This window comes from Sporosarcina sp. P34 (assembly GCF_002743375.1).
In the GTDB taxonomy this organism is placed as follows: Bacteria; Bacillota; Bacilli; order Bacillales_A; family Planococcaceae; genus Sporosarcina.
The window spans coordinates 314859-340466 of the sequence record NZ_PDZC01000003.1 but is presented as its reverse complement, the minus strand read 5'-3'; the positions used below and the strand labels follow the sequence as shown (position 1 = coordinate 340466).

Sequence of the window (25608 nt, the reverse complement as noted above, 5' to 3'; positions counted from 1 at the left end):
TTTATAAGTAGAGGGATGCACTCCATTTAATCTCTAGCGTTGACTTTAGCTAGGAAAGCCGTCATTAGCCATAATAGGATCGGTATGATACTCCAAAAGAAAAACTTCCAATTACTTGTTACTACTGAAAGAACGAAGAAAAAGACGACTACTAAAACCGCAATAACAACAGCGTATATTTGGAGTTTATTCATATTTTATCCCCTTTCCAATAATGTACTACCACACCATGGACAAAATGAAATCCCGATACTTGAAGTACCTCCATCATGAATTAACAATCCGTAATCTTGGTCTGTTTTATCAAAAAGAATCAATTGATCCGGGCAATCATACGGGTCTTTGTGTACGTCACATGTAAAAGTTGCATGATACGCCATGTCTTCGCAGCAATGCTGTTTCATTCCTACTCACCTTGCTTTCTACTATTTAGATACCACTCTTTTTATAGTATCTAATACATTAACCACGCCGGTATATATAAGTGTAACAAACTCCACGGAACGTTTGTTGATGCCTGTTGGATATTCACCTATGATAATAAAGAGCAGGAGGGAAATCGATGGATACAAGTAAAGTTGGAGAATTAATCTATACATTACGCAAAGAAAAAGGATTCACCCAGAAGCAATTAGCCGATCAAATGAATATTTCGGATCGAACGATTTCAAAGTGGGAGCGCGGTTATGGATGTCCGGATGTAACACTTTTATCCAGTTTATCTAAGCTACTTGATGTAAATATAGAAAATATTTTAGACGGTGAGTTACTGTCTAATGAGTTCATAGGAGGAAATATGAAAAAATCAAAATACTTCGTCTGTCCATCTTGTAATAATATTGTATTGGCAACGGGAAATATTACATTATCTTGCTGCGGCAGGAAGCTCGAAGCGCTAATAGCCAAGAAAGCGAGCGAAGAAGAAAAGCTTACGATTGAAGAAGTCGATAATGAACGTTTTATCTCAAGTGACCACCCGATGACAAAAGATCATTATATTTCCTTTATCGCATTCGCGACTGGCGATCAAGTCCAAATTATCAAACAGTATCCTGAATGGAGTTTTCAAACACGTCTTCCTAAGAGAAAACATGGCACACTGTTATGGTACGATACGCAGTTCGGTTTATATTATCAATATATCTAAACAACAAAGAGCACTTCAATTCATGAAGTGCTTCCCCCTATACAATTATTTCTAAAGAAGTCTATCGTTTGCTTAAAGGTAATATGAGCTAATTCTTCATTGTATGCAAATGCGTAAGGATCACTAAATCCATGCTGCCCATCGTACAGATATACCTCCACATTCGGCTTTTCTAATTTCACAACCATTTCATTCACATTAAATGACTTCTCGGTATTCGGAAAATACAACAATGTCGGACAAGCGGGATTCATTCCTGCATAATCTCGTATGCGTGAACCGTAGTATCCAACCATCCCATCCACGCACTTTTCCTCGCTACAGAGCCAAGCTATTGTTGCTCCCACACTGAATCCAAGTATAAATACTTTTGCATACTGATCCTTCATCTCCACCACTAACTCTTTTACCTTACGCGCGTTGTTTTCGAAACTATCATGTTGCATAAAGTTTTCATAAGCTACCTCTTCTTGCGAATAATCAAAAGGTGTTTCTTGAGTCAACAAATTTGGACAGATCACATCGAAATCTTTCTCAGACAACGAAACACATATGTCGTTCATAAATTGATTGATTCCGTATATTTCATGAAGAACTATGATACAAGTTTCGGAAGTAGATTTCGTTTGACTCATTCTATTTTCTCCTCACGTCATTCATAAAACATATTTACTAGAAGTTACTGACTTAACTATACATATAGCCACTAGCGTAGATACTACTTATTCATCCTACCGAATTCCTCTTGCCTAGATATGTAGCCTCTATCATTACATCTCATCTCTCTTACCATACCTCTCATACGCAAAATATCCACCTAACAAACCAAACGAAGCGCCTAAACTAAAGGCAAATCCTAACGAAATGGGAGAGATCATACTGATTAGCAAACCAAGTATACAACCAATCAACATTCCAAGTGGTATTAGACTGTCCAACAATGTCTGAGCGCCCTTAGATTTTTTCCTAGGCAATGAACCTTGCTTTGTTTTCCGATCCAGTCTCTTTATGACAAATACTACAATCAGTGCCGCTACTATAATAGGAAATACAATACACAGAGTTTCTATAATTGCTTGCATAGCCAAACTCCTTCCTGCTTATACCTATAATTATATTATGTAAACTATCTCGGTTATTGGAAGTGTTGAAAATACTACGATTCCTAATTTCACGAATATCCCCAACACCTTTCTATTTTTCAGTTATCCTTCTAAACATCACTCTTTTGTATCGTACCAACTTAACGCTTTTCGCTCCAATTCCTTCACAAACAGATTTTTCCCTTCTATATAGGATTTTAAGTCGTCAGGAAATACGCTATCTAGTTTCTCATATGCTTCCTCTCTACATTTATTAATCTTCCCAGTAAAAGATCGCATCCAAGACTAGATATTGTCGCTCATTCCGATAAACCGTCGGTATTTTTGTTTTAAACGATAGTGGCGTACTCATCTCATTCGCAGCTAATAATTTGTAATTAAACTCCTGCAAAGCTTTCTGTAATTCAGTCGCTAGTGTTTCCAATTCCTCACTAACAGCTAGCGAAGTAGGTGTATCAAGTATTGAACCATGTCCACCACTTACTTCTTCACCCGTCTCTATCCGAATTGTTCTCCACCTTACATCTTCACCCATTATAGCAACTGATGCTAGACGACTTATATCAAGTATAATACCTTTTATCTCTATCTCACGCATACCATTCTTTTCTTCCACGGTTATATAATCTTCTTTCCGATAACAAAAAAACTCTACAAAGGAAGCATAGCCACTGCCGAAATGATCCCATTCCGCTTCACAGACCACATTGTGAATACGACAGATTCTATAAAATAACCGATGTATATGTGCCAAGACTTCCTGTTCATCATCGCTATCATAAGGAAAAGTATCTCCCACAATTTCTCCTTCGATGAACATTTGTAACTGCCGATCCGTAAATATTATAAACACCCCATTTCTTTATTATTTTACTCCACGCCACTCTCTACAATAGAAAACGTCCTTCGCACACAATCTATTTTCGCCAATGCTCCATATGGTAAAATGCATTTAGGTTCCGTATGACCGAAATTCAAGTTATACAAAATAGGCAAATGCTCCAAATCATACTCTTTCATCACAGTAAGGATTTCCTCTTTATACTCATCAAAGTATTTCTCGTCTTGAGGCTTCGCGAAAATCATCCCATTCACATTCTGTAAAATTCCTTGTGCTGCATAATTTCTTAACCAGTATCGAATTAAACTAGGATCAGGCTTCTCTTCGGATGTTTCAAAGAATAGTATACTATCCTTCCAATATTTGTCTCCTGGCCAAATTACCGTTCCCTTCGTAAATTCTAATACTTCGATACATCCGCCAATCAATCGCCCTTGCACAGTACCTGAACCTTGAAGCAGTTCGTATCCAGTATTCTTATTCATCGTACGCCGCTTATTCTTATTAGACTCGATCCATTCCAACCGCTCGCTTGTCCATCTTTCAGCCGGCTGTATCTCACCAATGATTTCATTAGAAAAAAGAGTTCGATTCACCATCTCGACTGTGTAGGAATCCATTTCAACATTCTCGGCAAAATCGGTTAATATTGCGGGTCCGTAGAATGAAGAAATTCCCGCTTTATGACAAAATAAATGCGATATCGTAACATCAGAGTATCCCATGAAGACTTTTGGATTTTTTCGTATCACGTCAAAATCAATGTATGGAAGTAATCGGATACTGTCCTCCCCACCGATATTCGCAATGATTCCTTTAATATCGGGATCGCTAAATGCCGCCATTAGATCATCAGCACGAGCTTTCGGGTTTTCATAGAGAAAGTCGGCTCCTTTTAAACTGTTTGGCATTGGCACGATAGTTAGTCCAAATAGATCTTCCAATCTCTTTACGCCTTGTTCGTACCGCCACCTAATTTCCGGTTCTCCTGCACCTCCCCACGAAGGGCTCACTGTTGCGACCCGATCACCACGTTGCAATTTCTTTGGTTTAATTAACATGCGCTTCTCCCCTTTACATATTCGTAGCTGTAAAGTACAAATACAAGATAAATACTACTGGAATAAACGTGACCACAAATCCTAAAACCCAAATCCTTTTGCTTACCTGCAAAGCTAAGCCGACTGCCCACACTACGATTAAACCAAGTATGGCAATATTATGAGTAGAATCCTCACCCATACCGCTAATTCCATAGCCCACTATACTGTTAATTAGTACAAATATACCAGTCAAGATATTTACGGCAATGAACAGTATTCTATTCAAGCCCACCCCCCCTTTACTACTTAAAGATTCTTGATCAGTTGAATCGTTTTCAACGTATGACCATCAAAGTTCTCATCATATTCTTTAACTACCTCAAACCCTTTCGCTTCATAAAAATTTCGTCCTACTATATTTTCTTTTTCTACTTCAACCAAAATTTCTCTCATATCTTTCAGAACCTCAATTCCCTTTTGTATCAGAGCCGAACCCATCCCCTTACCTTGTTGATCAGGATAAAGATAAATAGCACGCAGTTCGGATTTGCCATCTTCATCTAGCGTTGAAAAATCAGCAAATCCCATCACTTTATGATCAACCTCTGCGACAAACAATTTAGAGGTCTGTAGACGCGTATTCATCATAGTAGTAGCATAAGCCGCATCCAAAAAGCGGTCTTGAATAGAACGAGGAATAATTCCCTCATATGTAGCATGCCAACTCTCCCTAGCAATATCTTGAACCTTCTCAATATCCTCACTTACCATCTCACGAACTAAAAAACTCATATAGACCTCTCCCAACATTCAAAATATTGTGATTCCGATTATACCATTAGACTGAATGATTACTATAATTAAAATATAAATTCATATTTGAAGCGAAGGACGGGCCCATAAGAATTTGTTAGTTGCTAAGCGTAAACCCTTACCACTCTACACTTCAACTTTACCAATTCCAAACTACAAAAAACCCACTCAACAGCATCACACTGTCAAATGGGCTTTAACTATCTTTACACCACGTTAAATCTCTTTCAGTTCAGCAATACGACGCTCAACTGCCGCATACTTCTCCAAATAATCCTTCTCTTTCGCACGCTCTTCCTCAACAACCGACTCAGGCGCTTTCGCAGTAAATCGTTCATTCGACAACTTGCCCTGAACCCGCTTCACTTCGCCTTGCCACTTGCCAAGCTCTTTTGTCAAACGAGCCAACTCTTCGTCAATATCAATCAATCCTTCAAGTGGCAAGTACAACTCAGCACCCGTCACGACTGCTGACATCGTTTTGCCTGGCGCATTGACCTTCACACCAATTGTTAACGTTTCAGGATTACAGAATCGCACAAGATAGTTACGGTTCTCTTCTAGTACCGCCACTGTCTTCTCGTCTTTCGCTGAAATATACAAATCGACTTTACGACTCATCGGTGTATTCACTTCTGCACGGATATTACGTACAGACTTGATGATATCCATCAACAATTTCATATCCGAAGCACGCGACTTGTCCATCATAGCCGTATCCACTTCAGGCCACTTCGCTACTGTGATCGACTCACCTTCATGGGGAAGGTTCTGCCAGATTTCTTCTGTAATGAAAGGCATCAATGGGTGCAATAAACGCATCGTTTGATCTAGAACATGCGCAAGAACCGAACGTGTCATTTTTTTCGCCGCTTCGTCTTCACCGTATAGCGGTAATTTAGCCATTTCGATATACCAGTCACAGAAATCATCCCAGATGAAGTTATATAGCGCGCGGCCCATTTCACCGAACTCATAACGGTCAGCCAAGCTAGTTACCGATTCAATCGTTTCATTCAAACGAGTTAAAATCCATGCATCTGCAACAGATTTCTCTCCTGATAAATCGATTTCTTCATACTTCATACCATCCATATTCATTAATGCGAAACGGGAAGCATTCCAAATTTTATTGGCAAAGTTCCAGATCGCTTCTACTTTTTCTGTAGAGTAACGTAGGTCTTGTCCTGGTGAAGAACCTGTTGCCAGGAAGAAACGCAATGCGTCTGCGCCATACTGCTCAATTACGTCCATTGGATCTACACCGTTACCGAGAGATTTAGACATTTTTCGCCCGTCTTCCGCGCGTACTAATCCGTGGATCAAGACATCCTTGAATGGACGCTCTTCCGTGAATTCAAGTGCTTGGAAGATCATGCGGGACACCCAAAAGAAGATAATATCATATCCTGTAACAAGGGCATCTGTTGGGTAATACTTTTTAAACGTTTCGCTATCAACATCTGGCCAGCCCATAGTCGAGAACGGCCATAGAGCAGATGAGAACCAAGTATCTAGTACATCATTGTCCTGTGTCCAATTTTCCTCATCGGCTGGTGCTTCTTGACTCACATAGACTTCACCTGTTGTGTTGTGATACCAAGCCGGAATTCGATGGCCCCACCATAGTTGACGGGAAATACACCAGTCGTGGACATTTTCCATCCAACCTAAGTAGGTTTTCTCGAAACGTTCAGGAACAAATGTCACTTTTTCTTCTTCATTTTTCTGCAGATTGATTGCTTGCTCAGCAAGTGGCTGCATATTGACGAACCATTGTGTAGATAAATACGGCTCCACTACTGCGCCACTTCGTTCCGAATGTCCGACGGAGTGCATATGGTCTTCAATTTCAAATAGCACATTCATCTCTTGTAAGTCTTTGACGATTTGCTTACGGCATTCGAAACGATCCATGCCTTCGTACTTGCCTGCTAATTTATTCATCGTGCCATCTTCATTCATGACGAGCACGCGTGGCAAGTTATGACGGTTACCGATCTCAAAGTCATTCGGGTCATGTGCTGGTGTAATTTTCACTGCACCGCTTCCGAAATCCATTTCTACGTAATCATCTGCTACGATCGGAATCTCGCGTCCTACGATTGGCAATTTAACCATCTTGCCGATCAAATGCTGGTAGCGTTCGTCATCCGGGTGAACTGCAACAGCTGTATCACCAAGCATCGTTTCAGGACGTGTTGTCGCTATTTCAATCGAGTCTGTGCCATCTGCCAATGGGTAGCGCATATGATAGAATGCACCTTGCACATCTTTATGAATCACTTCGATATCAGATATCGCGGTCTTCGTTGCAGGGTCCCAGTTGATGATATACTCTCCGCGATAGATCAGCTTTTTCTCATACAACTTAACGAATACTTCACGTACTGCTTTTGACAATCCTTCATCCAACGTAAAGCGCTCTTGTGAGTAATCAAGAGCCAGACCAAGCTTCGCCCATTGTGCACGGATATGACTCGCGTATTCTTCTTTCCATTTCCATGTTTCTTGTATGAAGTTTTCGCGTCCAAGATCATAACGCGTTTTACCATCAGCGCGAAGTTTTTCTTCTACTCTCGCCTGTGTCGCAATACCTGCGTGGTCCATTCCAGGCAACCATAGTGCGTCATACCCTTGCATACGCTTCATGCGGATGAGCATATCTTGTAAAGTCGTATCCCACGCGTGTCCTAAGTGAAGCTTTCCGGTGACGTTCGGCGGTGGAATTACAATTGTATACGGTTCTTTCTCGCTTTTTACATTCGATTCAAAATACTTACCTTCAAGCCACCATTCATAACGTCCTTTTTCCACTGTCTGCGGATCGTATTTGGTTGGCATCGTCAATTCGTCAGTCATTTCATTTCCTCCTTCAAATAAAAAGGGATACAAAAAAAGCCCCACTCATCCCGGTAAAAGGACGAAGGAGCTCGTGGTACCACCTTTATTTATGAACGCAAAAAGCATTACATCTTCATGATTTGGTAACGGTCTTCACCGGTTCCTGCTACTTATATTTCACAGAAACTGCTCATAGGGGACTTCCATATGCGGTTTCCAGGTACGTTCCACCAATCGTACCCTCTCTAAAGAAAACGGTTCACATGTACTTTCCTACTCTTCGCATTTATATTCATATACACATTATTATAAGCGAAACATGTAGAGTCCGTCAACTGAATAGTCGTCTATAAAGAAAGGATGGTGAACGATGCGAAAAGGTTATAATCCTTATCTGTTGCCGCCGTGGCTTCGGAAAACGAGATTTTACTGTAAAGGCTGTATCATCCCGATCACCGTGTTTCAATTGATTCGATTACTACTTATCCCGACCACTGGCGATTTTTTAGTATTTTGCTTACTCGCTGTTTTGTCCTTCTGCTTCTACAAAAACATTATTTGAATGGAAGATCTTTCTCGTTATATCGTCATCCATCTGGGCGATGTATAAGAGAAAGTCTTCCATTTCATTATTTACATGCTCAACCGCACGATCAGCATTTGCAAGAAATTCTAAATGAGATGTCGAGGCAGCAACGAACTGTGGTGCTGCAGGCTCTTCTTCGATTACAATCGGTTCTTGTACAGGCTCTTCCTGTTTCAACTGAACTGTCCACTCAAGTTTCAATCCCCCGTCTTCCTGCGATGAAGATGTAATGTCCTGCACTTCCAGTTGCAAGTCGCCATCGAGTTCTACTGGTAGATCAACATTCAAAGGCACAGCATATTCAAAATACCCTTTATTATTTTCTACTTCCACGTCATGAATAACTAATACGTCTTCAGTTTTCAATTCTACTTGCTTGTCTGCATCAAATACAACGTTTGCCGCGATATGATAGATCCCATGCAAACGGATTGCATCTTCCGTACGTTCTTCCGTAAACCCTGGCGTCACCTTTACCTCAGCCGATTTAGCAAACGCCCCGTACTCAACAGGGAAATAAAAAGACTCTTGCAATGTCCATTGATGCGTCGTCATTTTCGCTTCACTCCTTTTCTTAACTCAGGCTACTATATGAAAAAATAACTGAATTTAGAAGTGAAGTATAATGTGGAATGTGAATGGGAATGAAACGAACGCGACCGCGCTATTGAACCCGAACACCGCGCCATAACATCTGATAACCGCGCGAATCGTCGCCTATACCGCGCCAAAAGGACGACAGACCGCGCAAATACCAAGGTACACCGCGCTATTGAACCCGAACACCGCGCTATTGAGCCCGAACACCGCGCCATAACACCTGATAACCGCGCGAATCGTCGCCTATACCGCGCCATCATCATAAAAAAATAAACATAAAAAAGCGCCAAGCAATTAAATCTGCCTGACGCTTCGAGATTATCGTTTCAACTTCGCAAACACTGTATGGAATGCTGCCACAGTCTTCGCAATATGCTCTTCTGTGTGAGCTGCTGACAAGAACATTCCTTCAAATTGGGAAGGTGGTAAGAAAATACCTTCTTCTGCCATTAGACGGTAATACTCTGCGAACAGTTCCAAATCGGAAGTTTTCGCTTTATCGTAGTTATTGACGCGTTGATCTGTAAAGAAGAACCCGATCATCGAACCTGCACGGTTGACGGTATGCGGAATATTATTAGCTTTCGCCGCTGCGCGGAAACCTTCTTCCAACTGATCGCCCAGCTTGATGAAGTGTTCGTATGTTTTCGGCGTCAATTTCCTTAACGTTTCAATACCTGCCGTCATGGCTAACGGGTTACCAGACAATGTACCTGCCTGATAAATAGTTCCTGCCGGCGCTACATGTTCCATAATCTCGCGAGAACCGCCATACGCACCTACAGGCAGTCCGCCACCGATAACTTTACCAAGACATGTAAGGTCTGGTTTGACGTTGAAGTGACCTTGTGCACATTTATACCCTACACGGAATCCAGTCATGACTTCATCGAAAATTAATAACGAACCGTTTTCTTCTGTTAACTCACGTAAACCTTTAAGGAAGCCACTATCCGGTCCTACAACGCCCATATTGCCTGCAACAGGTTCTACAATAATTGCAGCTAGATCGTCTCCGTACTCTTTAATAGCCAATTTAACACTTTCCAGATCGTTATACGGAACCGTAATCGTGTTTTGTGCAATCGTTTCAGGTACTCCAGGGCTGTCAGGCAAACCTAATGTAGCAACACCCGAACCTGCCTTAATCAGTAAGGAATCCGCATGCCCGTGATAACAACCTTCGAATTTCAGGATCTTGTTGCGCTTCGTATAACCGCGTGCTAAACGAAGTGCACTCATTGTTGCTTCCGTACCAGAAGACACCATACGTACCATCTCGATGGATGGTACACGGTCGATTACAAGCTCTGCCAATTCATTTTCCAGAAGAGTAGGTGCTCCGAAACTAGTACCTGTTTCAGCTACTTTCTGCATGGCAGACACTACGTCAGGATGTGTGTGTCCTAGGATTAGAGGACCCCAAGATAGAACGTAGTCAATATATTCATTGCCATCGATATCCTTAATGATCGCACCTTTACCACATTCCATAAAGATCGGATCCATATTAACTGATTTGAAAGCACGCACTGGTGAGTTGACCCCACCTGGCATTAAATCAACTGCTATTTTGAACGCTTCTTCAGATTTCGTATATGTTTTTTGTCCCATATTACTTCTCCTCCAACCAGCGAGCTGCATCTTTTGCATGATATGTCATGATGATATCTGCACCTGCACGCTTCATACTTGTTAATGTTTCTAACACAATTTTCTTCTCGTCTACCCAGCCGTTTAATGCAGCCGCTTTGACCATTGCGTATTCCCCACTGACGTTATACGCAACGACAGGTAGTAGTACATGATTTTTTACGTCGCGAATGATATCGAGGTAAGACAATGCCGGCTTAACAATTAAGAAATCCGCGCCTTCAAGAATATCAGATTCCGCTTCACGCATTGCTTCCATACGATTTGCCGGGTCCATTTGATACGTTTTACGATCGCCAAATTGTGGTGTGGATTGCGCCGCTTCACGGAATGGACCGTAATAAGCAGACGCATATTTAACTGCATACGACATAATAGGAATGTTTTGGAATCCTGCATCATCTAGCGCTTGACGAATGACCGCTACAAAACCATCCATCATATTCGAAGGTGCAATAATATCCGCTCCTGCTTTTGCTTGACTGACTGCTGTCTTCGCTAGCAGAACGAGACTGGCATCGTTATCTACATCATTTTCGTGAATAACGCCACAGTGACCGTGGTCTGTATACTCGCATAAACAAGTATCCGCTACAACGACCAATTGCGGATGCCGCTCTTTCACTGCACGTGTTGCACGTTGAATGATTCCTTCGTCGTCATATGCTTCAGTACCCGTTGCATCTTTTTCCGAAGGTATACCGAATAAAATAATAGATGAAATACCTAATTCGACGACTTCATCCGTTTCTTTTAATAATAAATCAATAGAAAACTGATCTACTCCTGGCATAGAAGCGATTGGATTACGCACGTTCTCGCCTTCTGTAACAAAGATAGGATAAATGAAATCCGCTGCTTTAATTTCTGTCTCTCTAACCATCGCTCGAACGGTAGGATGTGTACGAAGTCTACGATGACGCTTAAATTCTATTGGACTCATTTGTGAACTCTCCCTTTCGTTTGGCCAGTTCATGGACTAGCTCGACTAATGTATACGTTTTGGGCTTGACGTGAACAGGCGCACCTACTTTTAACAATGCTCGTTCCGTAACATGACCGATCGCGCAAACCGTAAAGCCAAACCATGTTGTTTTCGGGGCAATACGTGAAGAGAACACTTCCACCGCCGACGGACTTGCGAACAGCACGGACACTTGATTTTTGTGAAGTATAAAACGACACAATTTATCTATTTCACTCGTTGCACTTTTGGTTTCATAGACTGTCCATTCTGAAACATGAAACGGCAACTCCTCACGAATCAAACTACCCGCAAGTGTACCTTTCAAAAAGACCACGTGTAATCGTTCCGACTCTTTCGGATTAAACTGTTTGACGAAAACATCTGCACTAAACACGCTTGGAATGAAAGATACGGCAAAGCCGAGTCGATCTAACGCTGCTGCTGTTCGAGTTCCGACTGCAGCCACTTTTCCGTTGAACGTATCTGCTGTTACATTGAACCGCGACATTTTTGCACGGAAAGCAGCAACTGCTGATTGGCTCGTAAAAATGAGCCAATCAGCTTTCATTGCTTGTTGCAACTTTTGCTGATCAGCCTTCTTTTGTACTTCTCCCACTTCAATTAGTGGAATTGAAACCGGAATGCCACCGTACTTTTTCACCAGTTCGGCAGCTTCCGTGGATTTTGGTGTTCCTGTGAAAATAACCGTTTCTCCTGCTAACGGTAAAGCGTTACGCATCCATTTCCGCCTTCACTTTCTCGATTACTTCAGCAGCACCTTGGTCACGTAAAATTTTACTTACTTCTTTACCCACTGCAACAGGATCTTTTCCTTTCACCGTTTCACGGAACACTTGAATTGCATCCGGAGACGCGATGAAACCAGTCATTTCCACTTCATTACCATCAAACTTTGCAAATCCTCCGATTGGTACTTGACAAGAACCATCCATTTCATTAAGGAACGTGCGCTCAGCCTGTAGCTCAATCCATGTGCTCTCATCTGTTAATTTCGCTAGTTCATTTAGTAATTCTGTATCGTCATCACGACATTCAATCGCTAATGCACCTTGTCCTACTGCTGGAATACAATCTTCAAGCGATAGGTGTTCTGTGACGATGCTGTCATCCCAGCCCATACGCTTAAGTCCTGCCGCAGCCAAGAGGATTGCATCGAATTCACCATCATGGAGCTTACGTAGACGTGTATCAATATTTCCACGAATCCACTTAATTTCAATATCTGGGCGCAACATCAATAATTGTGAGCTACGACGAAGACTGGATGTTCCGACAACCGCTCCTACTGGTAAATCCATGAAGCGAACATGGTCGTTTGCGATGTACGCATCACGTGGATCCACACGTTTAGGGATACAGCCGACTGTCAAACCATTTGGAATTACCGCAGGCATGTCTTTCATGCTATGTACGGCAAAATCAATTTCTTTATCAAATAATGCTTGCTGGATTTCTTTTACGAATAACCCTTTACCGCCCACTTTTGATAACATGACGTCTAAGATTTGATCACCTTTCGTCACAATCTCTTTTACTTCAAATTCAAATGGTGCACCTGCTTGCTTCATTTGTTCAATAAACCATTTCGTTTGAGTCAATGCCAGCTTACTTCTACGTGAACCTACAATAATTTTTCTCAAAAAACTCTTCCTTTCTTATATCCATAAATGAAATTGTGACAGCGTGCTGCCCAAAAAGAAATTCACAACCGTTAAAAGAAATGCAAATATCGTCATCCAAGCAAACTCCACTGATTGAAGCTTGCCCTTATAGTTGAAATAAATAACCGAAGAATAGATGAGTAATACTGCAAAGGATCCCATTATTTTCACATCAAATAGGGACCAATTCTCAAGCGCTACATACGCCCATTGAACACCGAATAATAAACTGACGAATAAAATCGGAATGCCGGTATAGATCGACATTTTCATTCCCATCATCGTCTGATGCAAATTCGGTAGACTGGAAAAGCGTTTTCCAAACTTTTTACTTTTTAGTACGTTATATACAATCAAATACAATACCGCAAAAACAAATGCTAACGCGAACACTGCATACGAGAGGATTGCTGACGTAATATGGACAAACAGTACTTCCGAAATAAGCGAATCACCAACAGTGAATGCTGTGTATTTCAAATTGGAAAAGACATGAATCATTAAAAATACAAATCCAATGATATTTGTGAAAAACACCATGAAGTTCACTTTATAAATCAACTGGAACACAATAGATAATGTGACCAGTAACCATACATAAAAATAAATTCCTTCAACTAGCGATAATACTGGAAAGCGCTTCATCTGAATAATGTAAAGAGATAAAATCGCGGTTTGTGTAACCCAAACGGTAACAATAAGCCAAAAGGCAGTACGATGAACAACTTTTGACTTCTTCAAGTAATCAATTAAGTAAAAAACAAGACCGAGGGCATAAAGAACAATCATGACTTCCTGAAGTCTTGCGACGGTTAAATCAACCATATGCTATTCTCTGCCTTTCAAGCGAAAACCTCTCTTTTGCTAGTAAGGAGTGTTCGTCTATATTGTCTCAAATGAGAGGGTGTTACTGCAAATAATTGCATCCATAATAAGCATCTTTCTACTAGTTTGCCGAATAGTTCTGCATGTATTTCCTACTTAACTGCAATAAAAAAGTGGTTCTGTATCATTCTTGTGAAAGACAGATACAGAACCACCTGGGATTAGTGTTGATAATGTAAGTTCGTCACATCCACAGCATCTGATTTTTGATCAGCGCGCTTTTGAAGACGTTCTTTTGCTTGTAATGCCAGCTGTTCCTTTTCTGTTACGACATCTTCAGAAATTCCAAAGATTTGTTCGAAAAGTGCGAGTTTCTCTGCTGCTTTTTTATCAGTAGATAATTCTTTAGCCTGTAAAATAGGTTCTTTTAACAATTGATTAATAATGGATTTTGTATGCTTGTTCAGCACTTTCTTTTCACGTTCGGTTAAATCGGGCATTTTATTTTCGATACTCTGCATTGTTTCGCTCTGAATACGACTTGCTTTCTTGCGTAATGCAGAAATCATTGGCACGACACCAAGCGTTGTTAACCAATCCTTAAAGGCCACTACTTCCTGTTCGATCATCAGACCGATCTCTTCAGCTGCACGCTTACGTTCAGCCAAATTGGCTTCGACAATGCCTTGTAGATCATCGATATCATACAAGAATACATTGCTTAGTTCACCGATTTTCGGATCGAGATCACGTGGCACAGCGATATCCACCATGAATAACGGCTTGCCTTTACGCAGTTTCTCTACAAAGTCCATCAATTCATAATCAATGACATATTCAGTAGCACCAGTAGAGCTGATTAAAACATCTGCTTCGAGTAATAAGCACTGCAACTCTTGCATAGATTTCGCTTCACCATTAAATTTCGCCGCTAGAATTTCTGCCTTAGAGAATGTTCGGTTGATTACAGTAATCTTCCCAACACCGCTTCCTTGCAAGTTCTTAACTGCTAATTCACCCATCGTACCTGCACCAAGAATCGCAATATGCTTATCCTTGAGTGAACCGAAAATCTTTCTTCCAAGTTCTACTGCTGCATAGGAAACTGACACGGCATTTTCACCAATTGCTGTGTCGGTATGTGCTCTCTTTGCTGTCGTAATCGCTTGCTTAAACAATTCGTTGAATACCGTACCGGTTGTACCAATATTTTGCGCAGCGAAAAAACTACTACGAACTTGTCCCAAAATTTGCGTTTCACCAAGTACCATGGAATCGATGCCTGCAGTTACACGTAATAAATGTTCCACTGCACCATCTTCTTCATGAATGATCAAGTGACTCGAAAAGTCCTCCATGGGAATAGAAAACCAATCGGCTAAAAATCTTTTTATATAATATCGTCCTGTATGAATCTGATCCACCACCGCATAGATTTCTGTGCGGTTACAAGTAGAAATAATGATGTTTTCCAAGATGCTCTTTTGCTGTTGCAATGTTTGCATCGCTTGTGGCAAATCAGCCTCGACGAATGATAGCTTCTCTCTAATTTCGACAGGGGCGGTTCGGTGGTTAACACCGACAACGACTGTATACATTAGGTGCTCACACCTTTCAGAATCATTTTCTTATACTCATTATAACATACATAGCGCTTTAGTCGGAATGCAAATTGTGAACATCGTTTGAAGCCATAATGTAACAATTCGATAAAATTAGACCGTTTCTTACATGCGACTCTCAATTTCATGCCATGCTTCATCCATCCCTATACCCTTTTCGGAGGAAAACAGAATGAGCGGCTCGTGTATCTCCATGTTAAACGTTGTACGAACGATTTTCTTATGCTTTTCCCATTTACCTTTAGGTATTTTATCTGCTTTTGTCGCTATGACAATCGTCGGGATATTGTAATGAGAAAGGAAATCATGCATCATGCAGTCATCTTTTGTCGGTGGGTGACGTAAATCAACAATCTGCACTACCGCACGCAATTCTTCTCGTGATGTAATGTACTGTTCGATCATACCGCCCCATTTTTCTTTTTCAGTTTTCGATACTTTGGCATAACCGTACCCCGGTACGTCAACGAAAAATAATTTTTCCTCAATTTTATAGAAATTGAGCGTTTGAGTCTTTCCTGGCTTTGAAGATGTACGCGCCAAACTTTTGCGCCCAATCATTTTATTAATAAAGGAAGATTTCCCTACATTCGAGCGGCCGGCCAACGCAAATTCAGGATAACCTTCTGTTGGATATTGTTCAGGACGAACCGCACTCATAATCATTTCAACGTTATGGACTTTCATTTCTTTTCCTCCAAAGCGATATCGAGTACTTCATGAGCATCCGACACGAGTTTAAATGTTAATTCTTTTCTTACACTATCTGGAATATCATCCAGATCACGTTCATTATCTGACGGGATGATAATTGTTCGCAATCCTGCACGATGCGCACTCAGCGTTTTTTGTTTTAGTCCACCAATTGGTAATACACGTCCACGCAGTGTCACTTCCCCTGTCATACCGACTTCACGGCGAATCGGGCGTTCCGTCAATGCGGATACTAGTGCCGTTACGATAGTTATACCGGCGGAAGGTCCATCTTTTGGCGTGGCGCCTTCAGGAACGTGAATATGAATATCCCATTTTTCATGGAAATCAGGATCTATTTGAAATGTCATGACTTTGGAACGCACATAGGATAAAGCAGTTTGTGCGGATTCCTTCATGACATCCCCAAGTTTACCTGTCAGTAATAATTTACCTTTACCTGGAGATAATGATACTTCAATTTGCAATGTATCTCCACCCACAGATGTATAGGCTAGCCCTGTAGCCATACCTACTTGATTGACTGTTTCTGCCTGTCCAAAGCGGAAACGCTTTTTGCCAAGTAAGGCTTCCAAAGTTTTCGGACTCACTGTTAGGCTTTTTTTATCACCTGCTAGGATTTGACGCGCTGCTTTTCGACAAATGCTGGCAATTTCACGCTCAAGTGAACGGACACCAGCTTCACGTGTATAGTAACGTACGATTTCGAGAACTGCTTCTTCCTGGAAACGAAGTTGGGACTTCTTGAGGCCGTGTTCTTTCATCTGTTTCGGAATCAAATGATTGATCGCAATCGATTGTTTTTCCTGTTCTGTATAACCGGGAATCGATATGACTTCCATACGGTCACGCAATGGACCGGGAATAGCACCCAGATCATTTGAAGTCGCAATGAATAAAACACTCGAAAGGTCATACGGCTCTTCTATATAATGATCACTAAAAGTACTGTTTTGTTCAGGATCCAGTACTTCCAGCATAGCAGACGATGGATCTCCTCGGAAATCATTGGACATTTTATCGATTTCATCGAGTAAGAAGACTGGGTTGACAGTGCCTGCTTTTTTCATACTTTGGATTATACGCCCAGGCATCGCGCCTACATACGTTCGACGATGACCACGGATTTCGGATTCATCACGGACACCACCTAAAGATAGGCGGACAAATTCACGTCCCAGTGACTCTGCAATAGAACGGGCCAATGAAGTTTTCCCCACTCCTGGTGGACCATCTAAGCAAAGTATCGGACCACGCAGAGAATTTGTCAGCTGACGCACCGCGAGATACTCTAAAATTCGCTCTTTAACGTTTTCCAACCCTTCATGATCACGATTCAAAATCTTTTCTGACCGAGACAAATCCAGTTGATCTTCTGTCGCATGAGTCCATGGCAACATAATGAGCCACTCAATATAATTACGAATAATGCCACTTTCAGCTGAAGCGGAAGGAATCTTTTCATAACGTTCTAACTCGCGCTCTGCTGTCTCTCTGACAGATTGCGGCATATTTGCTTCTTCAATTTTCTTTTTTAATTCGGACACTTCAAGACCTTTACCATCTTTATCGCCTAGCTCCGTTTGAATTGCCTTTAATTGTTCGCGCAAGTAAAACTCTTTTTGCGTGCGTTCCATTGCATCTTTCACACGTTCATTAATTTTTTGCTCCAGTTCCATGATTTCCTGTTCATTATACATTCGACTGATTAGCCATTCCAAACGTTCCGGCACATCCAATATTTCAAGCACTTCTTGTTTGGCTGTTAATTTTAAAGGCAAGTTGGATGCGATCATATCTGCCAACCTACCAGGTTCTTGAATGCTTTCAACCGTCTCCAATGTTTCGTCGGAAATTCTTTTGCTGTTCTTCGCATATCGTTTGAACTGTGCAACAAGTGAACGCATTAGCGCTTCTGCTTCTGCGTCTTTTTCTTCACTTTCTTTATAACATGTGACATTGACAACTGGATAAAGGTCAGCTTCTTGGTAACTGCTCCACGCTGCTCTATGTATGCCTTCGATTAATACACGATACGTACCATTTGGTAATTGAGTCATGGATTTAATAGTCGCCAGCGTACCTATTTCATATAAATCATCTATTTCCGGGTTTTCCAAACTCAAATCTTTCTGAGTTGCAAGGAAAATTTGTTTATCACCTGCCAATGCATGTTCAATAGCGAAAACTGAGCGTTCTCGGCCAACATCAATATGTAATAGCATCGTCGGATAAACAATCACTCCGCGAAGTGGCAATAATGGGATGTTCTGTTTTTGAATCGTCGGCATGAATAGCCACCTCCAAATAAGTTATGTATATGTATGTGTAATGTGTAATGCGTAAATAAAATCCTATGTAAGAAAAGGCCGACTGCCGAACGTATAAGATACGCATCGGTGGAGCCGGCCTTTTGCCTTTTCGGCGTTATGCGGTATTTTTTTCGTTATCTGATTCGTATACAGATCCGTCTTCTCGGTGCAAGATCGGAGTAGACTTACCAAGAACAGAGTCCTTCGTAATGATACATTTCTTCACTTCTTCAAGTGAAGGTAGTTCGTACATTACATCTAACATGATATTTTCAATAATCGAACGAAGTCCACGTGCACCCGTTTTCCGAGCAATCGCTTCTTTTGCGATTTCGATTAATGCATCATCTTCAAATTGAAGTTCTACATCATCCAATTCAACCATCTTCTGGTATTGTTTGACAATCGCATTTTTTGGCTCTGTTAGAATTTGATACAATGTATCTGCATCTAATGTATCGAGCGTCGCAATTACCGGCAAACGACCAATGAATTCTGGAATCAAACCGTATGATTGCAGATCCTCAGGAATCAATTTTGCCAATAGGCTTTCTTCTTCATTGAGTTCTTGCTTGGATTCAGAACCAAAGCCGATGACTTTACGTCCGATACGACGTTTAACGATATCTTCAATTCCATCAAATGCTCCACCTACAACGAATAAGATATTCGTTGTGTCGATTTGCAAGAACTCTTGATGAGGATGCTTACGGCCGCCTTGTGGTGGAACGCTCGCAACCGTTCCTTCAAGAATCTTCAGCAAGGCTTGTTGCACACCTTCACCAGATACATCACGAGTAATCGACGCGTTCTCGGATTTACGAGCTACCTTGTCGATTTCATCAATGTAAATAATACCTTTTTCAGCTTTATCGATATCGAAGTCTGCTGCTTGAATTAATTTCAAGAGAATATTCTCTACGTCTTCCCCAACGTAGCCTGCTTCAGTTAATGAAGTCGCATCTGCAATCGCAAATGGCACATCCAAAATACGAGCCAACGTTTGCGCCAATAATGTTTTACCGCTACCAGTTGGGCCGATTAAGACGATGTTCGATTTAGCTAGCTCGACATCATCAATTTTACTGCTTGAATTTACCCGTTTGTAATGATTGTACACTGCTACAGCGAGTGATTTCTTTGCGCGATCTTGCCCAATGATGTAGTCATCGAGAATACCTTGGATTTCTCTTGGTTTCGGAACATCTTTTAGCTCGAAGCCTTCTTCAAGACCTACTTCCTCTTCCACGATTTCCGCACAAAGTTCAACGCATTCATCACAAATATAAACACCTTGACCTGCTACTAATTTGCGGACTTGCTCTTGAGATTTCCCACAAAAAGAACAGCTAAGGTTATCGTTTTCATCATTAAATTTGAACATTATGCTCACCCCTATTCAAGTCAATATACTACAAGATTACCATGACTTAATCAACTATTTAGAACTTAATGACCGATTACAACTAGCCAGATATGTATGGTTATTTGTGTTCTAGCTTGCGGAGTTTCCGGAAGACTATACATGAAGTTCTTTTATTTAAGAAAAACAAGGTACGGACAACCCGTACCTTGTTGCATTCATATAGAAAGATTAGTCGATGATTTTTGCGTTGTCAACAAGTAGTTGTACTGTTTTATTGAAACGAAGATCGTTCTCCAGTACAGATGTGCCACCAAGAGTAGTCTTGATTTGCTCAACGTCCATACCGAATTGCTCAGACATTTTTTCAAGTTCAGCTTGTACTTCTTCTTCTGGCACTTCTACTTCTTCAGCTGCACCGATTGCTTCAAGCGTCAATGAAACGCGTACGCGGCTTAGTGCGTCGTCTTTCATCTGATCGCGAAGTGTTTGCTCGTCTTGGCCAGAGAACTGGAAGTAAAGATCCAAGTTCATGCCTTGCATTTGTAGACGTTGTTCGAAGTCCTGCATCATACGATCCGTTTCTGAATCGATCATCGCTTGTGGAATGTCCATTTCAGCGTTGCTTGCAGCTTGTTCTACTAAATCGTCACGAAGAGCTGTTTCGGAATCATTCTTTTTCAGTTCTTCAGCTTCTTCTTTCAACTTCGTGCGTAACTCTTCAACAGAAGATACACTCTCGTCGATTTCTTTTGCTAACTCATCATCAAGTTCAGGAACTTCTTTAGACTTGATTTCGTTCACTTTCACTTTGAATGTAGCAGGCTTTCCAGCTAATTCAGCAGCATGGTATTCTTCAGGGAAAGTGATTTCAATTTCTTTTTCTTCTCCTGTTTTCATGCCTACTACTTGCTCTTCAAATCCTGGAATAAATGAACCAGAACCTACTACAAGTTCGTAGTTTTCTGACTGTCCACCTTCAAAAGCTTCACCATCAGCGAATCCTTCGAAATCGATTGTAGCTGTATCGCCGTCTTCCACAACGCCATCTTCTTTGACTACCATTTCTGCTAGTGCTTCAGTACGTTGTTGAAGCTGTGCGTCTACCTCTTCGTCTGTTACTTCAACTGCTTGACGAGTTACTTCAAGACCTTTGTATTCTCCAAGCTTCACTTCTGGCTTAAGCGCTACGATTGCAGTGAAAACAACAGGCTCGCCTTTTTCTAGCTTTTCGATGTCGATTTCAGGAGCTGCGATTGGATCTACGTCCGCTTCGTCTACTGCAGCAGAATATGCTCCAGGTAGTACGATATCGATAGCATCGTTGTAAAGTGATTCCTCGCCGTACATTTTGTTGAACATTTTGCGTGGCATTTTTCCTTTACGGAAACCAGGTGCTTGTACTTTCTTTACTACTTTTTTGAACGCTTCATCCAATGCTTCGTTGAAACGATCTACAGAAACTTCAAACGTAAGTTTCCCTTCGCTACCTTCTAATTTTTCCCATTTAACTGTCATATGTATGACCTCCAAATCATTTGCAATACTTTTATTTTTATTTTAATCAATTATACCTTCGCATGATTGTATCTGAATTTTTTCTGTACATCCTAAAAAATCTTCGACACTCTTTGAAGGCTTTACCTGAATCGGCTCAATTTGTTCCGCCTGTAAGAAGCGACAACGTTGCTGAGGACAGGTAAGCAGTTGACAACCATTTTAGTATAACATAGTCTATTCATCTTTCAAGAATTAATCACTGTCAACGTTCCATTTCTTCATCCACCGAACGTATGAACGATAGTAATGAAGAATCCTCTATCTCCTTGCCATACAATAACTGCTTTGCATACGCAACGTACGCGCCCGCCACCTCTTCGGCTGTGTAAGGCCCCCAATGAAACGGGAACAGTAAGACACTGTACTTAAGGATCAGATTGACAACCAGTTCACTAGCTGTCGGATCTTTCTCAAATTGCGCTTTGGCAAGAAACTGCACTTCCTGAACGAATTGATCTTCTTCAGGTGAAACGAGTCTCGATGGATTAGCTTCTGTTTCAAAGTGGTATTTTCGAACAGCTAGTGACTCTTGATAGCCTATTTGTTGCAATAACATCAACGCATAGGTCTTCACAACAGGTAACGCTTCCTCTGTTTCAATTACATCTATTAACACCGGAATATACGGCTGTAATTTCTGATGTTGCAATGAAAGTAAGAATTCCTGTTGCTCCATCGGTCCCATTTGGTGAAATTGCTCGCTTGTAATAGAAGGCTCCTCAATAGAAGGTTCTTCATAACGATCAGCTAATCGACTATTCAATTCTCGCAAATATTGAAACTTCTGCAAGCTATTTTCTGGAATGATTTCTTTCTCCAACAAACCTTGTATCGTCAGCTCTACCTCATCGTATTGCTGTAATTGAATCGAAATCGAAAGATAAAGCTCGAGTAGTTCTATGTAATCGCCAGCTTGGTTTTGCATAGCAAGAAGTGCGAATTCTTTTGCTCGTTCATATTCTTTCATTTCATATAAAGAAATAGCCAAACCATCAAAAACTGTGTAATCTTCAGGATCAATTTCTAATACAGATTCGAAATTTCGTGCCGCTTCTTCATGAAGGTCACGTTCCAATGCTTGTCTACCTTCCCGATGAAGACGTTCGAGTGTTCCAGGAAAGACGACCACATTCCCTTTTTTAATGACTTTTCTGTGCTTTTTTTGCACCGTAATCACCTGCCTGCTTTGTTACTTTCACTATAGCACAGCATTCTAAACCGATTCCACCTTGACGCCATGACGCGTTTACACTATCGATTTATCTGCTATAAACCACTTACGCTGATCGACTTCGCAAATGACAGGCTGATCTGTAGTTGTCCCAATAAATTCCCCATCGGTATGGCAACCTACTACCCGATCCGTCTCCATGATGAATTTGTCATTCTTATACGTCGAAACTCCCTTTAACTTCGTATGACTTCCATTGAATACCGTTAAAAATACGGCAAGAAATTTCAGCACAGAAATAGAATGGATGACTGTCAGCTCAAACTCTCCATCATCATAAATAGAATGAGGAGAAATTTTCATACCGCCACCGTAGTATTTTTGATTACTGACGGTGATCATCCAGACATTCTCAAATATCCGTGTATCCGAGTCTATTTGGACGGTTGCGTTGAATGGTTTGAAGGCTAATAAACTGCGCGCTACGGTCAGTGCATACACTATGCTGCCAAGCTTCCATTTATTTAACGTCTTTTTAATAGTAGATTGACTGACCGCCAATGAAATATCCGCATCTAAGCCAAAACCACAGTTGCTTGCAAAACAACGTTGATCTGTGTTGCTCAATCGAACAGAACCAAAGTCGACAATTCTTCTCTTAACCGGTTCCCTTACGCTATAAGATTCCACTTCCTGCAAACTATTAAATGCAGGAAAAGTCCTTGCAAAATCATTGCCGGAGCCCGCTTTCATAATCCCGACCGTTACATGAGGATAACCTGCAACGCCATTTAGCACTTCATGGATTGTCCCATCCCCACCTATTACGACGAGCAATAACGACACATCCGTTTGTTCAGCAAGTTGCTGTGAAAGTTCTTTCGCATGGTTTCGTCGCTCGGTCAGATGAAATGGATAACTACTATTCTTTCGCAAGTTTGCCCATAACTTGGCTCCCTTACCATCGCCAGCTTGTTCGTTAATGATGAAATGTACATCCATACGGACCGCCTCTTTCGATAGCCTTTTTCATCATAGTAGCAGACTGCCAATTAACTTACTAGACTATTGTCAGACTATTTGATATTTCACTTGCAGGCTTGCACGGATCGTCATCGTACCCGATTCGATTGGTGTTTTGCCCGTATCTGCCATTGCCACTGCGCGGAATGCTACTGGTTGAGATGTATGTTGCTCTTCAATCTTCAATGGGATGGGTCGATTCTGTAGTTTCAATGAAGTCCCAATCGTAATCATTTTTGTCTCTGCGTCTTGCAAGGCCAGCACTAGCGCTCGCTGATAGTGTTTATCTGAATTCGGCATCGTGAATTCGATCGACCCGATTTGATTCGCACCGTTCTTGACCGCAAGATCGACGAATTCTCCTGTTCGTGAAAGTTCGTCACTTGTCATGCGGATAGAATTAATCACTTCATATCCTTGAAAACGTTGTTCTCCATTCACGTAATCATAGACTGGACGAATTTGGAAATCAGTCGTTTGAATGGATGCTTCTGCAACTCCCGCTTTTTGCAACGACTGGATTACTTGATTCATCCGTCTAGCGTTTTCTTGCTGGATCTCTCCTAATTCCGTTCCTCTGGATACTACAGACAATACAACGTGAACCGTACTAGGCGAGACTTTTACTGCCCCTTCACCAAATACAGTAATCATTCGTGTTTCTTGTTCTTTAAACATATAGAACACTCTCCCTTTTACAGTATTATCATTTCTATGCAGCACTCGAACCAATTTATACCCACTTTTTGTTTGCTCACGTACTTAAACGTATAAAAACACTTAATCGCAAACATAAGATAACTGGCTGAGAGGACCTTATGAGTGAACATGTAAAACAATTCTTCCAATCGAAACAAAAAGCTCTCGATCCATTATGACCGATGAGCTTTGAATATCCGTTTCAGTATTAAAATGTGAGGAATCCTTTTTGTACTGCGAATCCACCTAATGTAAACAAGGCGATGACAACGAGTGTAATGATGAATAATCGATTATTTCTGTCCAAGACGTCACCTTTTTCTCTATCGGATAGATTAATATTAGTTACTTCATTCTATCCTATCGAGTTCAGAATAGGCAATCTATTTTTCACTAGATGCAACATCTGCATTTGCACTTACAACAAGCAATGTGACGGGCTGGTTAGTCTCGTTAAACCATATATGCTCCTGCATGGAGTCAATATGGAAAGATTCATTCATATAAAATGTATCTGAGTAATCTTGCAATATCACTTTGAGTTCACCCTCCAGTATATAGACAAATTCTTGCCCCTGGTGTGAATATGGATGTGTATGTGATTCACCCGGCTTCAGTTCAATACGCGCAGGAAAAAATAACGGATTCTCCATATCACCTACTAAATTAGTAAAAGTGAAATTAGGCTGATCGGCAGTCTTTTTGATAGTCTGCTTATTGATCGAAGATTTTTCTACGGACTCTTCAAAGAACAGATTAATATGAACATCTAACGCCTCTGCAATCCTGCGCAATGAAGTAAAAGTAACCGAACTAATCCCACGTTCTACTTGGGACAAAAAGCTGACGGATAACCCACTTTTTTCACTAACATCTTTCAACGTCAATTTATTCATTTTACGAATTCGTTGAATTTCTCTTCCTAGCTCTACATCCATTCCCATCCATCCCTTATTAAAAATTACCCTCCTAGTATTCTAACATCAATACTAAAATAATTCCCTATATAATGAAGAAGACTCCCAATTTCATCAAGAGTC

General features: G+C 41.1%; 25 protein-coding genes and 1 other annotated feature. Of the genes, 1 reads left to right on the top strand and 24 read right to left on the bottom strand.

The window, feature by feature from the left end; genetic code table 11:
• Positions 1 to 26 precede the first annotated feature (26 nt).
• Together CSV63_RS16480 and CSV63_RS17055 are read right to left on the bottom strand one after the other, a co-directional pair.
• Positions 27 to 194, bottom strand: coding sequence for a hypothetical protein (locus tag CSV63_RS16480; protein ID WP_158233929.1), 168 nt, complete (start codon positions 192 to 194; stop codon positions 27 to 29).
• Between the two features lie 3 nt (positions 195 to 197).
• Positions 198 to 404 (bottom strand): DUF6980 family protein, encoded by a 207-nt coding sequence (locus CSV63_RS17055; protein ID WP_099629796.1) that lies wholly within the window; start codon positions 402 to 404, stop codon positions 198 to 200.
• 158 nt (positions 405 to 562) lie between these two features.
• On the opposite strand from CSV63_RS17055, the gene CSV63_RS07775 reads away from it, so the two are divergent.
• Positions 563 to 1147, top strand: coding sequence for a helix-turn-helix domain-containing protein (locus CSV63_RS07775; protein WP_099695325.1), 585 nt, complete (start codon positions 563 to 565; stop codon positions 1145 to 1147).
• A gap of 20 nt (positions 1148 to 1167) precedes the next feature.
• On the opposite strand, the gene CSV63_RS07770 is transcribed toward CSV63_RS07775, so the two are convergent.
• The 22 genes from CSV63_RS07770 to CSV63_RS07660 form a co-directional block, all read right to left on the bottom strand.
• On the bottom strand, positions 1168 to 1782 hold the full coding sequence (locus tag CSV63_RS07770) for a dienelactone hydrolase family protein (protein ID WP_099695324.1): 615 nt from the start codon (positions 1780 to 1782) through the stop codon (positions 1168 to 1170).
• A gap of 135 nt (positions 1783 to 1917) precedes the next feature.
• Entirely contained in the window at positions 1918 to 2229 is a 312-nt protein-coding gene (locus CSV63_RS07765) for a hypothetical protein (protein WP_099695323.1), read from the bottom strand.
• 274 nt (positions 2230 to 2503) lie between these two features.
• Positions 2504 to 3049 carry a hypothetical protein gene (locus CSV63_RS07760; RefSeq protein WP_143565388.1) on the bottom strand — a complete coding sequence of 182 codons (546 nt, stop codon included), beginning with the start codon at positions 3047 to 3049 and terminating at the stop codon, positions 2504 to 2506.
• 71 nt (positions 3050 to 3120) lie between these two features.
• Complete coding sequence (locus tag CSV63_RS07755; RefSeq protein ID WP_099695321.1) at positions 3121 to 4152, bottom strand: S66 family peptidase; 1032 nt, start codon at positions 4150 to 4152, stop codon at positions 3121 to 3123.
• Between the two features lie 13 nt (positions 4153 to 4165).
• Complete coding sequence (locus tag CSV63_RS07750; RefSeq protein ID WP_099695320.1) at positions 4166 to 4420, bottom strand: hypothetical protein; 255 nt, start codon at positions 4418 to 4420, stop codon at positions 4166 to 4168.
• Between the two features lie 20 nt (positions 4421 to 4440).
• On the bottom strand, positions 4441 to 4926 hold the full coding sequence (locus tag CSV63_RS07745) for a GNAT family N-acetyltransferase (protein WP_099695319.1): 486 nt from the start codon (positions 4924 to 4926) through the stop codon (positions 4441 to 4443).
• A gap of 237 nt (positions 4927 to 5163) precedes the next feature.
• Positions 5164 to 7809 carry a valine--tRNA ligase gene (locus tag CSV63_RS07740; protein ID WP_099695318.1) on the bottom strand — a complete coding sequence of 882 codons (2646 nt, stop codon included), beginning with the start codon at positions 7807 to 7809 and terminating at the stop codon, positions 5164 to 5166.
• Positions 7810 to 7863: 54 nt separating this feature from the next.
• Positions 7864 to 8081 (bottom strand) — a binding site (T-box leader).
• A 227-nt stretch (positions 8082 to 8308) separates the two neighbouring features.
• Positions 8309 to 8932, bottom strand: coding sequence for a hypothetical protein (locus tag CSV63_RS07730; protein ID WP_099695316.1), 624 nt, complete (start codon positions 8930 to 8932; stop codon positions 8309 to 8311).
• A gap of 363 nt (positions 8933 to 9295) precedes the next feature.
• Positions 9296 to 10591 carry a glutamate-1-semialdehyde 2,1-aminomutase gene (gene hemL, locus CSV63_RS07725; protein ID WP_099695315.1) on the bottom strand — a complete coding sequence of 432 codons (1296 nt, stop codon included), beginning with the start codon at positions 10589 to 10591 and terminating at the stop codon, positions 9296 to 9298.
• A 1-nt stretch (position 10592) separates the two neighbouring features.
• A complete protein-coding gene (gene hemB / locus CSV63_RS07720; protein ID WP_099695314.1) occupies positions 10593 to 11573 on the bottom strand; it encodes a porphobilinogen synthase in 981 nt (326 codons plus the stop codon).
• Positions 11554 to 12336, bottom strand: a complete 783-nt coding sequence (locus tag CSV63_RS07715; protein ID WP_099695313.1) for a uroporphyrinogen-III synthase — start codon at positions 12334 to 12336, stop codon at positions 11554 to 11556. Before CSV63_RS07715 ends, hemB begins: the two co-directional genes overlap by 20 nt.
• Complete coding sequence (gene hemC / locus CSV63_RS07710; protein ID WP_099695312.1) at positions 12329 to 13258, bottom strand: hydroxymethylbilane synthase; 930 nt, start codon at positions 13256 to 13258, stop codon at positions 12329 to 12331. Before hemC ends, CSV63_RS07715 begins: the two co-directional genes overlap by 8 nt.
• A gap of 15 nt (positions 13259 to 13273) precedes the next feature.
• A complete protein-coding gene (ccsA, locus tag CSV63_RS07705; RefSeq protein WP_099695311.1) occupies positions 13274 to 14104 on the bottom strand; it encodes a cytochrome c biogenesis protein CcsA in 831 nt (276 codons plus the stop codon).
• Between the two features lie 221 nt (positions 14105 to 14325).
• Entirely contained in the window at positions 14326 to 15702 is a 1377-nt protein-coding gene (hemA, locus tag CSV63_RS07700) for a glutamyl-tRNA reductase (protein WP_099695310.1), read from the bottom strand.
• Between the two features lie 129 nt (positions 15703 to 15831).
• Entirely contained in the window at positions 15832 to 16413 is a 582-nt protein-coding gene (gene yihA, locus CSV63_RS07695; protein ID WP_099629782.1) for a ribosome biogenesis GTP-binding protein YihA/YsxC, read from the bottom strand.
• Positions 16410 to 18731, bottom strand: coding sequence for an endopeptidase La (lon, locus tag CSV63_RS07690; RefSeq protein WP_099695309.1), 2322 nt, complete (start codon positions 18729 to 18731; stop codon positions 16410 to 16412). The genes yihA and lon overlap by 4 nt, the downstream gene beginning before the upstream one ends.
• A 136-nt stretch (positions 18732 to 18867) precedes the next feature.
• Complete coding sequence (clpX, locus tag CSV63_RS07685) at positions 18868 to 20136, bottom strand: ATP-dependent protease ATP-binding subunit ClpX (RefSeq protein ID WP_099695308.1); 1269 nt, start codon at positions 20134 to 20136, stop codon at positions 18868 to 18870.
• Between the two features lie 210 nt (positions 20137 to 20346).
• Positions 20347 to 21633: a trigger factor gene (tig, locus tag CSV63_RS07680; RefSeq protein WP_099695307.1), complete on the bottom strand. Its 1287-nt coding sequence runs from the start codon at positions 21631 to 21633 to the stop codon at positions 20347 to 20349.
• Between the two features lie 244 nt (positions 21634 to 21877).
• Positions 21878 to 22843 (bottom strand): tetratricopeptide repeat protein, encoded by a 966-nt coding sequence (locus CSV63_RS07675; RefSeq protein ID WP_099695306.1) that lies wholly within the window; start codon positions 22841 to 22843, stop codon positions 21878 to 21880.
• 78 nt (positions 22844 to 22921) lie between these two features.
• Positions 22922 to 23848 carry a diacylglycerol/lipid kinase family protein gene (locus tag CSV63_RS07670; protein ID WP_099695305.1) on the bottom strand — a complete coding sequence of 309 codons (927 nt, stop codon included), beginning with the start codon at positions 23846 to 23848 and terminating at the stop codon, positions 22922 to 22924.
• Positions 23849 to 23917: 69 nt separating this feature from the next.
• Positions 23918 to 24547, bottom strand: coding sequence for an SIMPL domain-containing protein (locus tag CSV63_RS07665; protein WP_099695304.1), 630 nt, complete (start codon positions 24545 to 24547; stop codon positions 23918 to 23920).
• Between the two features lie 404 nt (positions 24548 to 24951).
• Complete coding sequence (locus CSV63_RS07660; RefSeq protein WP_099695405.1) at positions 24952 to 25506, bottom strand: helix-turn-helix domain-containing protein; 555 nt, start codon at positions 25504 to 25506, stop codon at positions 24952 to 24954.
• Positions 25507 to 25608: the final 102 nt, after the last annotated feature.

Coding starts and splice junctions, on each gene's coding strand:
- CSV63_RS16480 (WP_158233929.1), bottom strand. CDS start 194: ATGAATAAACTCCAAATATACGCTGTTGTTATTGCGGTTTTAGTAGTC.
- CSV63_RS17055 (WP_099629796.1), bottom strand. CDS start 404: ATGAAACAGCATTGCTGCGAAGACATGGCGTATCATGCAACTTTTACA.
- CSV63_RS07775 (WP_099695325.1), top strand. CDS start 563: ATGGATACAAGTAAAGTTGGAGAATTAATCTATACATTACGCAAAGAA.
- CSV63_RS07770 (WP_099695324.1), bottom strand. CDS start 1,782: ATGAGTCAAACGAAATCTACTTCCGAAACTTGTATCATAGTTCTTCAT.
- CSV63_RS07765 (WP_099695323.1), bottom strand. CDS start 2,229: ATGCAAGCAATTATAGAAACTCTGTGTATTGTATTTCCTATTATAGTA.
- CSV63_RS07755 (WP_099695321.1), bottom strand. CDS start 4,152: ATGTTAATTAAACCAAAGAAATTGCAACGTGGTGATCGGGTCGCAACA.
- CSV63_RS07745 (WP_099695319.1), bottom strand. CDS start 4,926: ATGAGTTTTTTAGTTCGTGAGATGGTAAGTGAGGATATTGAGAAGGTT.
- CSV63_RS07740 (WP_099695318.1), bottom strand. CDS start 7,809: ATGACTGACGAATTGACGATGCCAACCAAATACGATCCGCAGACAGTG.
- CSV63_RS07730 (WP_099695316.1), bottom strand. CDS start 8,932: ATGACGACGCATCAATGGACATTGCAAGAGTCTTTTTATTTCCCTGTT.
- hemL (WP_099695315.1), bottom strand. CDS start 10,591: ATGGGACAAAAAACATATACGAAATCTGAAGAAGCGTTCAAAATAGCA.
- hemB (WP_099695314.1), bottom strand. CDS start 11,573: ATGAGTCCAATAGAATTTAAGCGTCATCGTAGACTTCGTACACATCCT.
- CSV63_RS07715 (WP_099695313.1), bottom strand. CDS start 12,336: ATGCGTAACGCTTTACCGTTAGCAGGAGAAACGGTTATTTTCACAGGA.
- ccsA (WP_099695311.1), bottom strand. CDS start 14,104: ATGGTTGATTTAACCGTCGCAAGACTTCAGGAAGTCATGATTGTTCTT.
- hemA (WP_099695310.1), bottom strand. CDS start 15,702: ATGTATACAGTCGTTGTCGGTGTTAACCACCGAACCGCCCCTGTCGAA.
- yihA (WP_099629782.1), bottom strand. CDS start 16,413: ATGAAAGTCCATAACGTTGAAATGATTATGAGTGCGGTTCGTCCTGAA.
- lon (WP_099695309.1), bottom strand. CDS start 18,731: ATGCCGACGATTCAAAAACAGAACATCCCATTATTGCCACTTCGCGGA.
- clpX (WP_099695308.1), bottom strand. CDS start 20,136: ATGTTCAAATTTAATGATGAAAACGATAACCTTAGCTGTTCTTTTTGT.
- tig (WP_099695307.1), bottom strand. CDS start 21,633: ATGACAGTTAAATGGGAAAAATTAGAAGGTAGCGAAGGGAAACTTACG.
- CSV63_RS07670 (WP_099695305.1), bottom strand. CDS start 23,848: ATGGATGTACATTTCATCATTAACGAACAAGCTGGCGATGGTAAGGGA.
- CSV63_RS07665 (WP_099695304.1), bottom strand. CDS start 24,547: ATGTTTAAAGAACAAGAAACACGAATGATTACTGTATTTGGTGAAGGG.
- CSV63_RS07660 (WP_099695405.1), bottom strand. CDS start 25,506: ATGGATGTAGAGCTAGGAAGAGAAATTCAACGAATTCGTAAAATGAAT.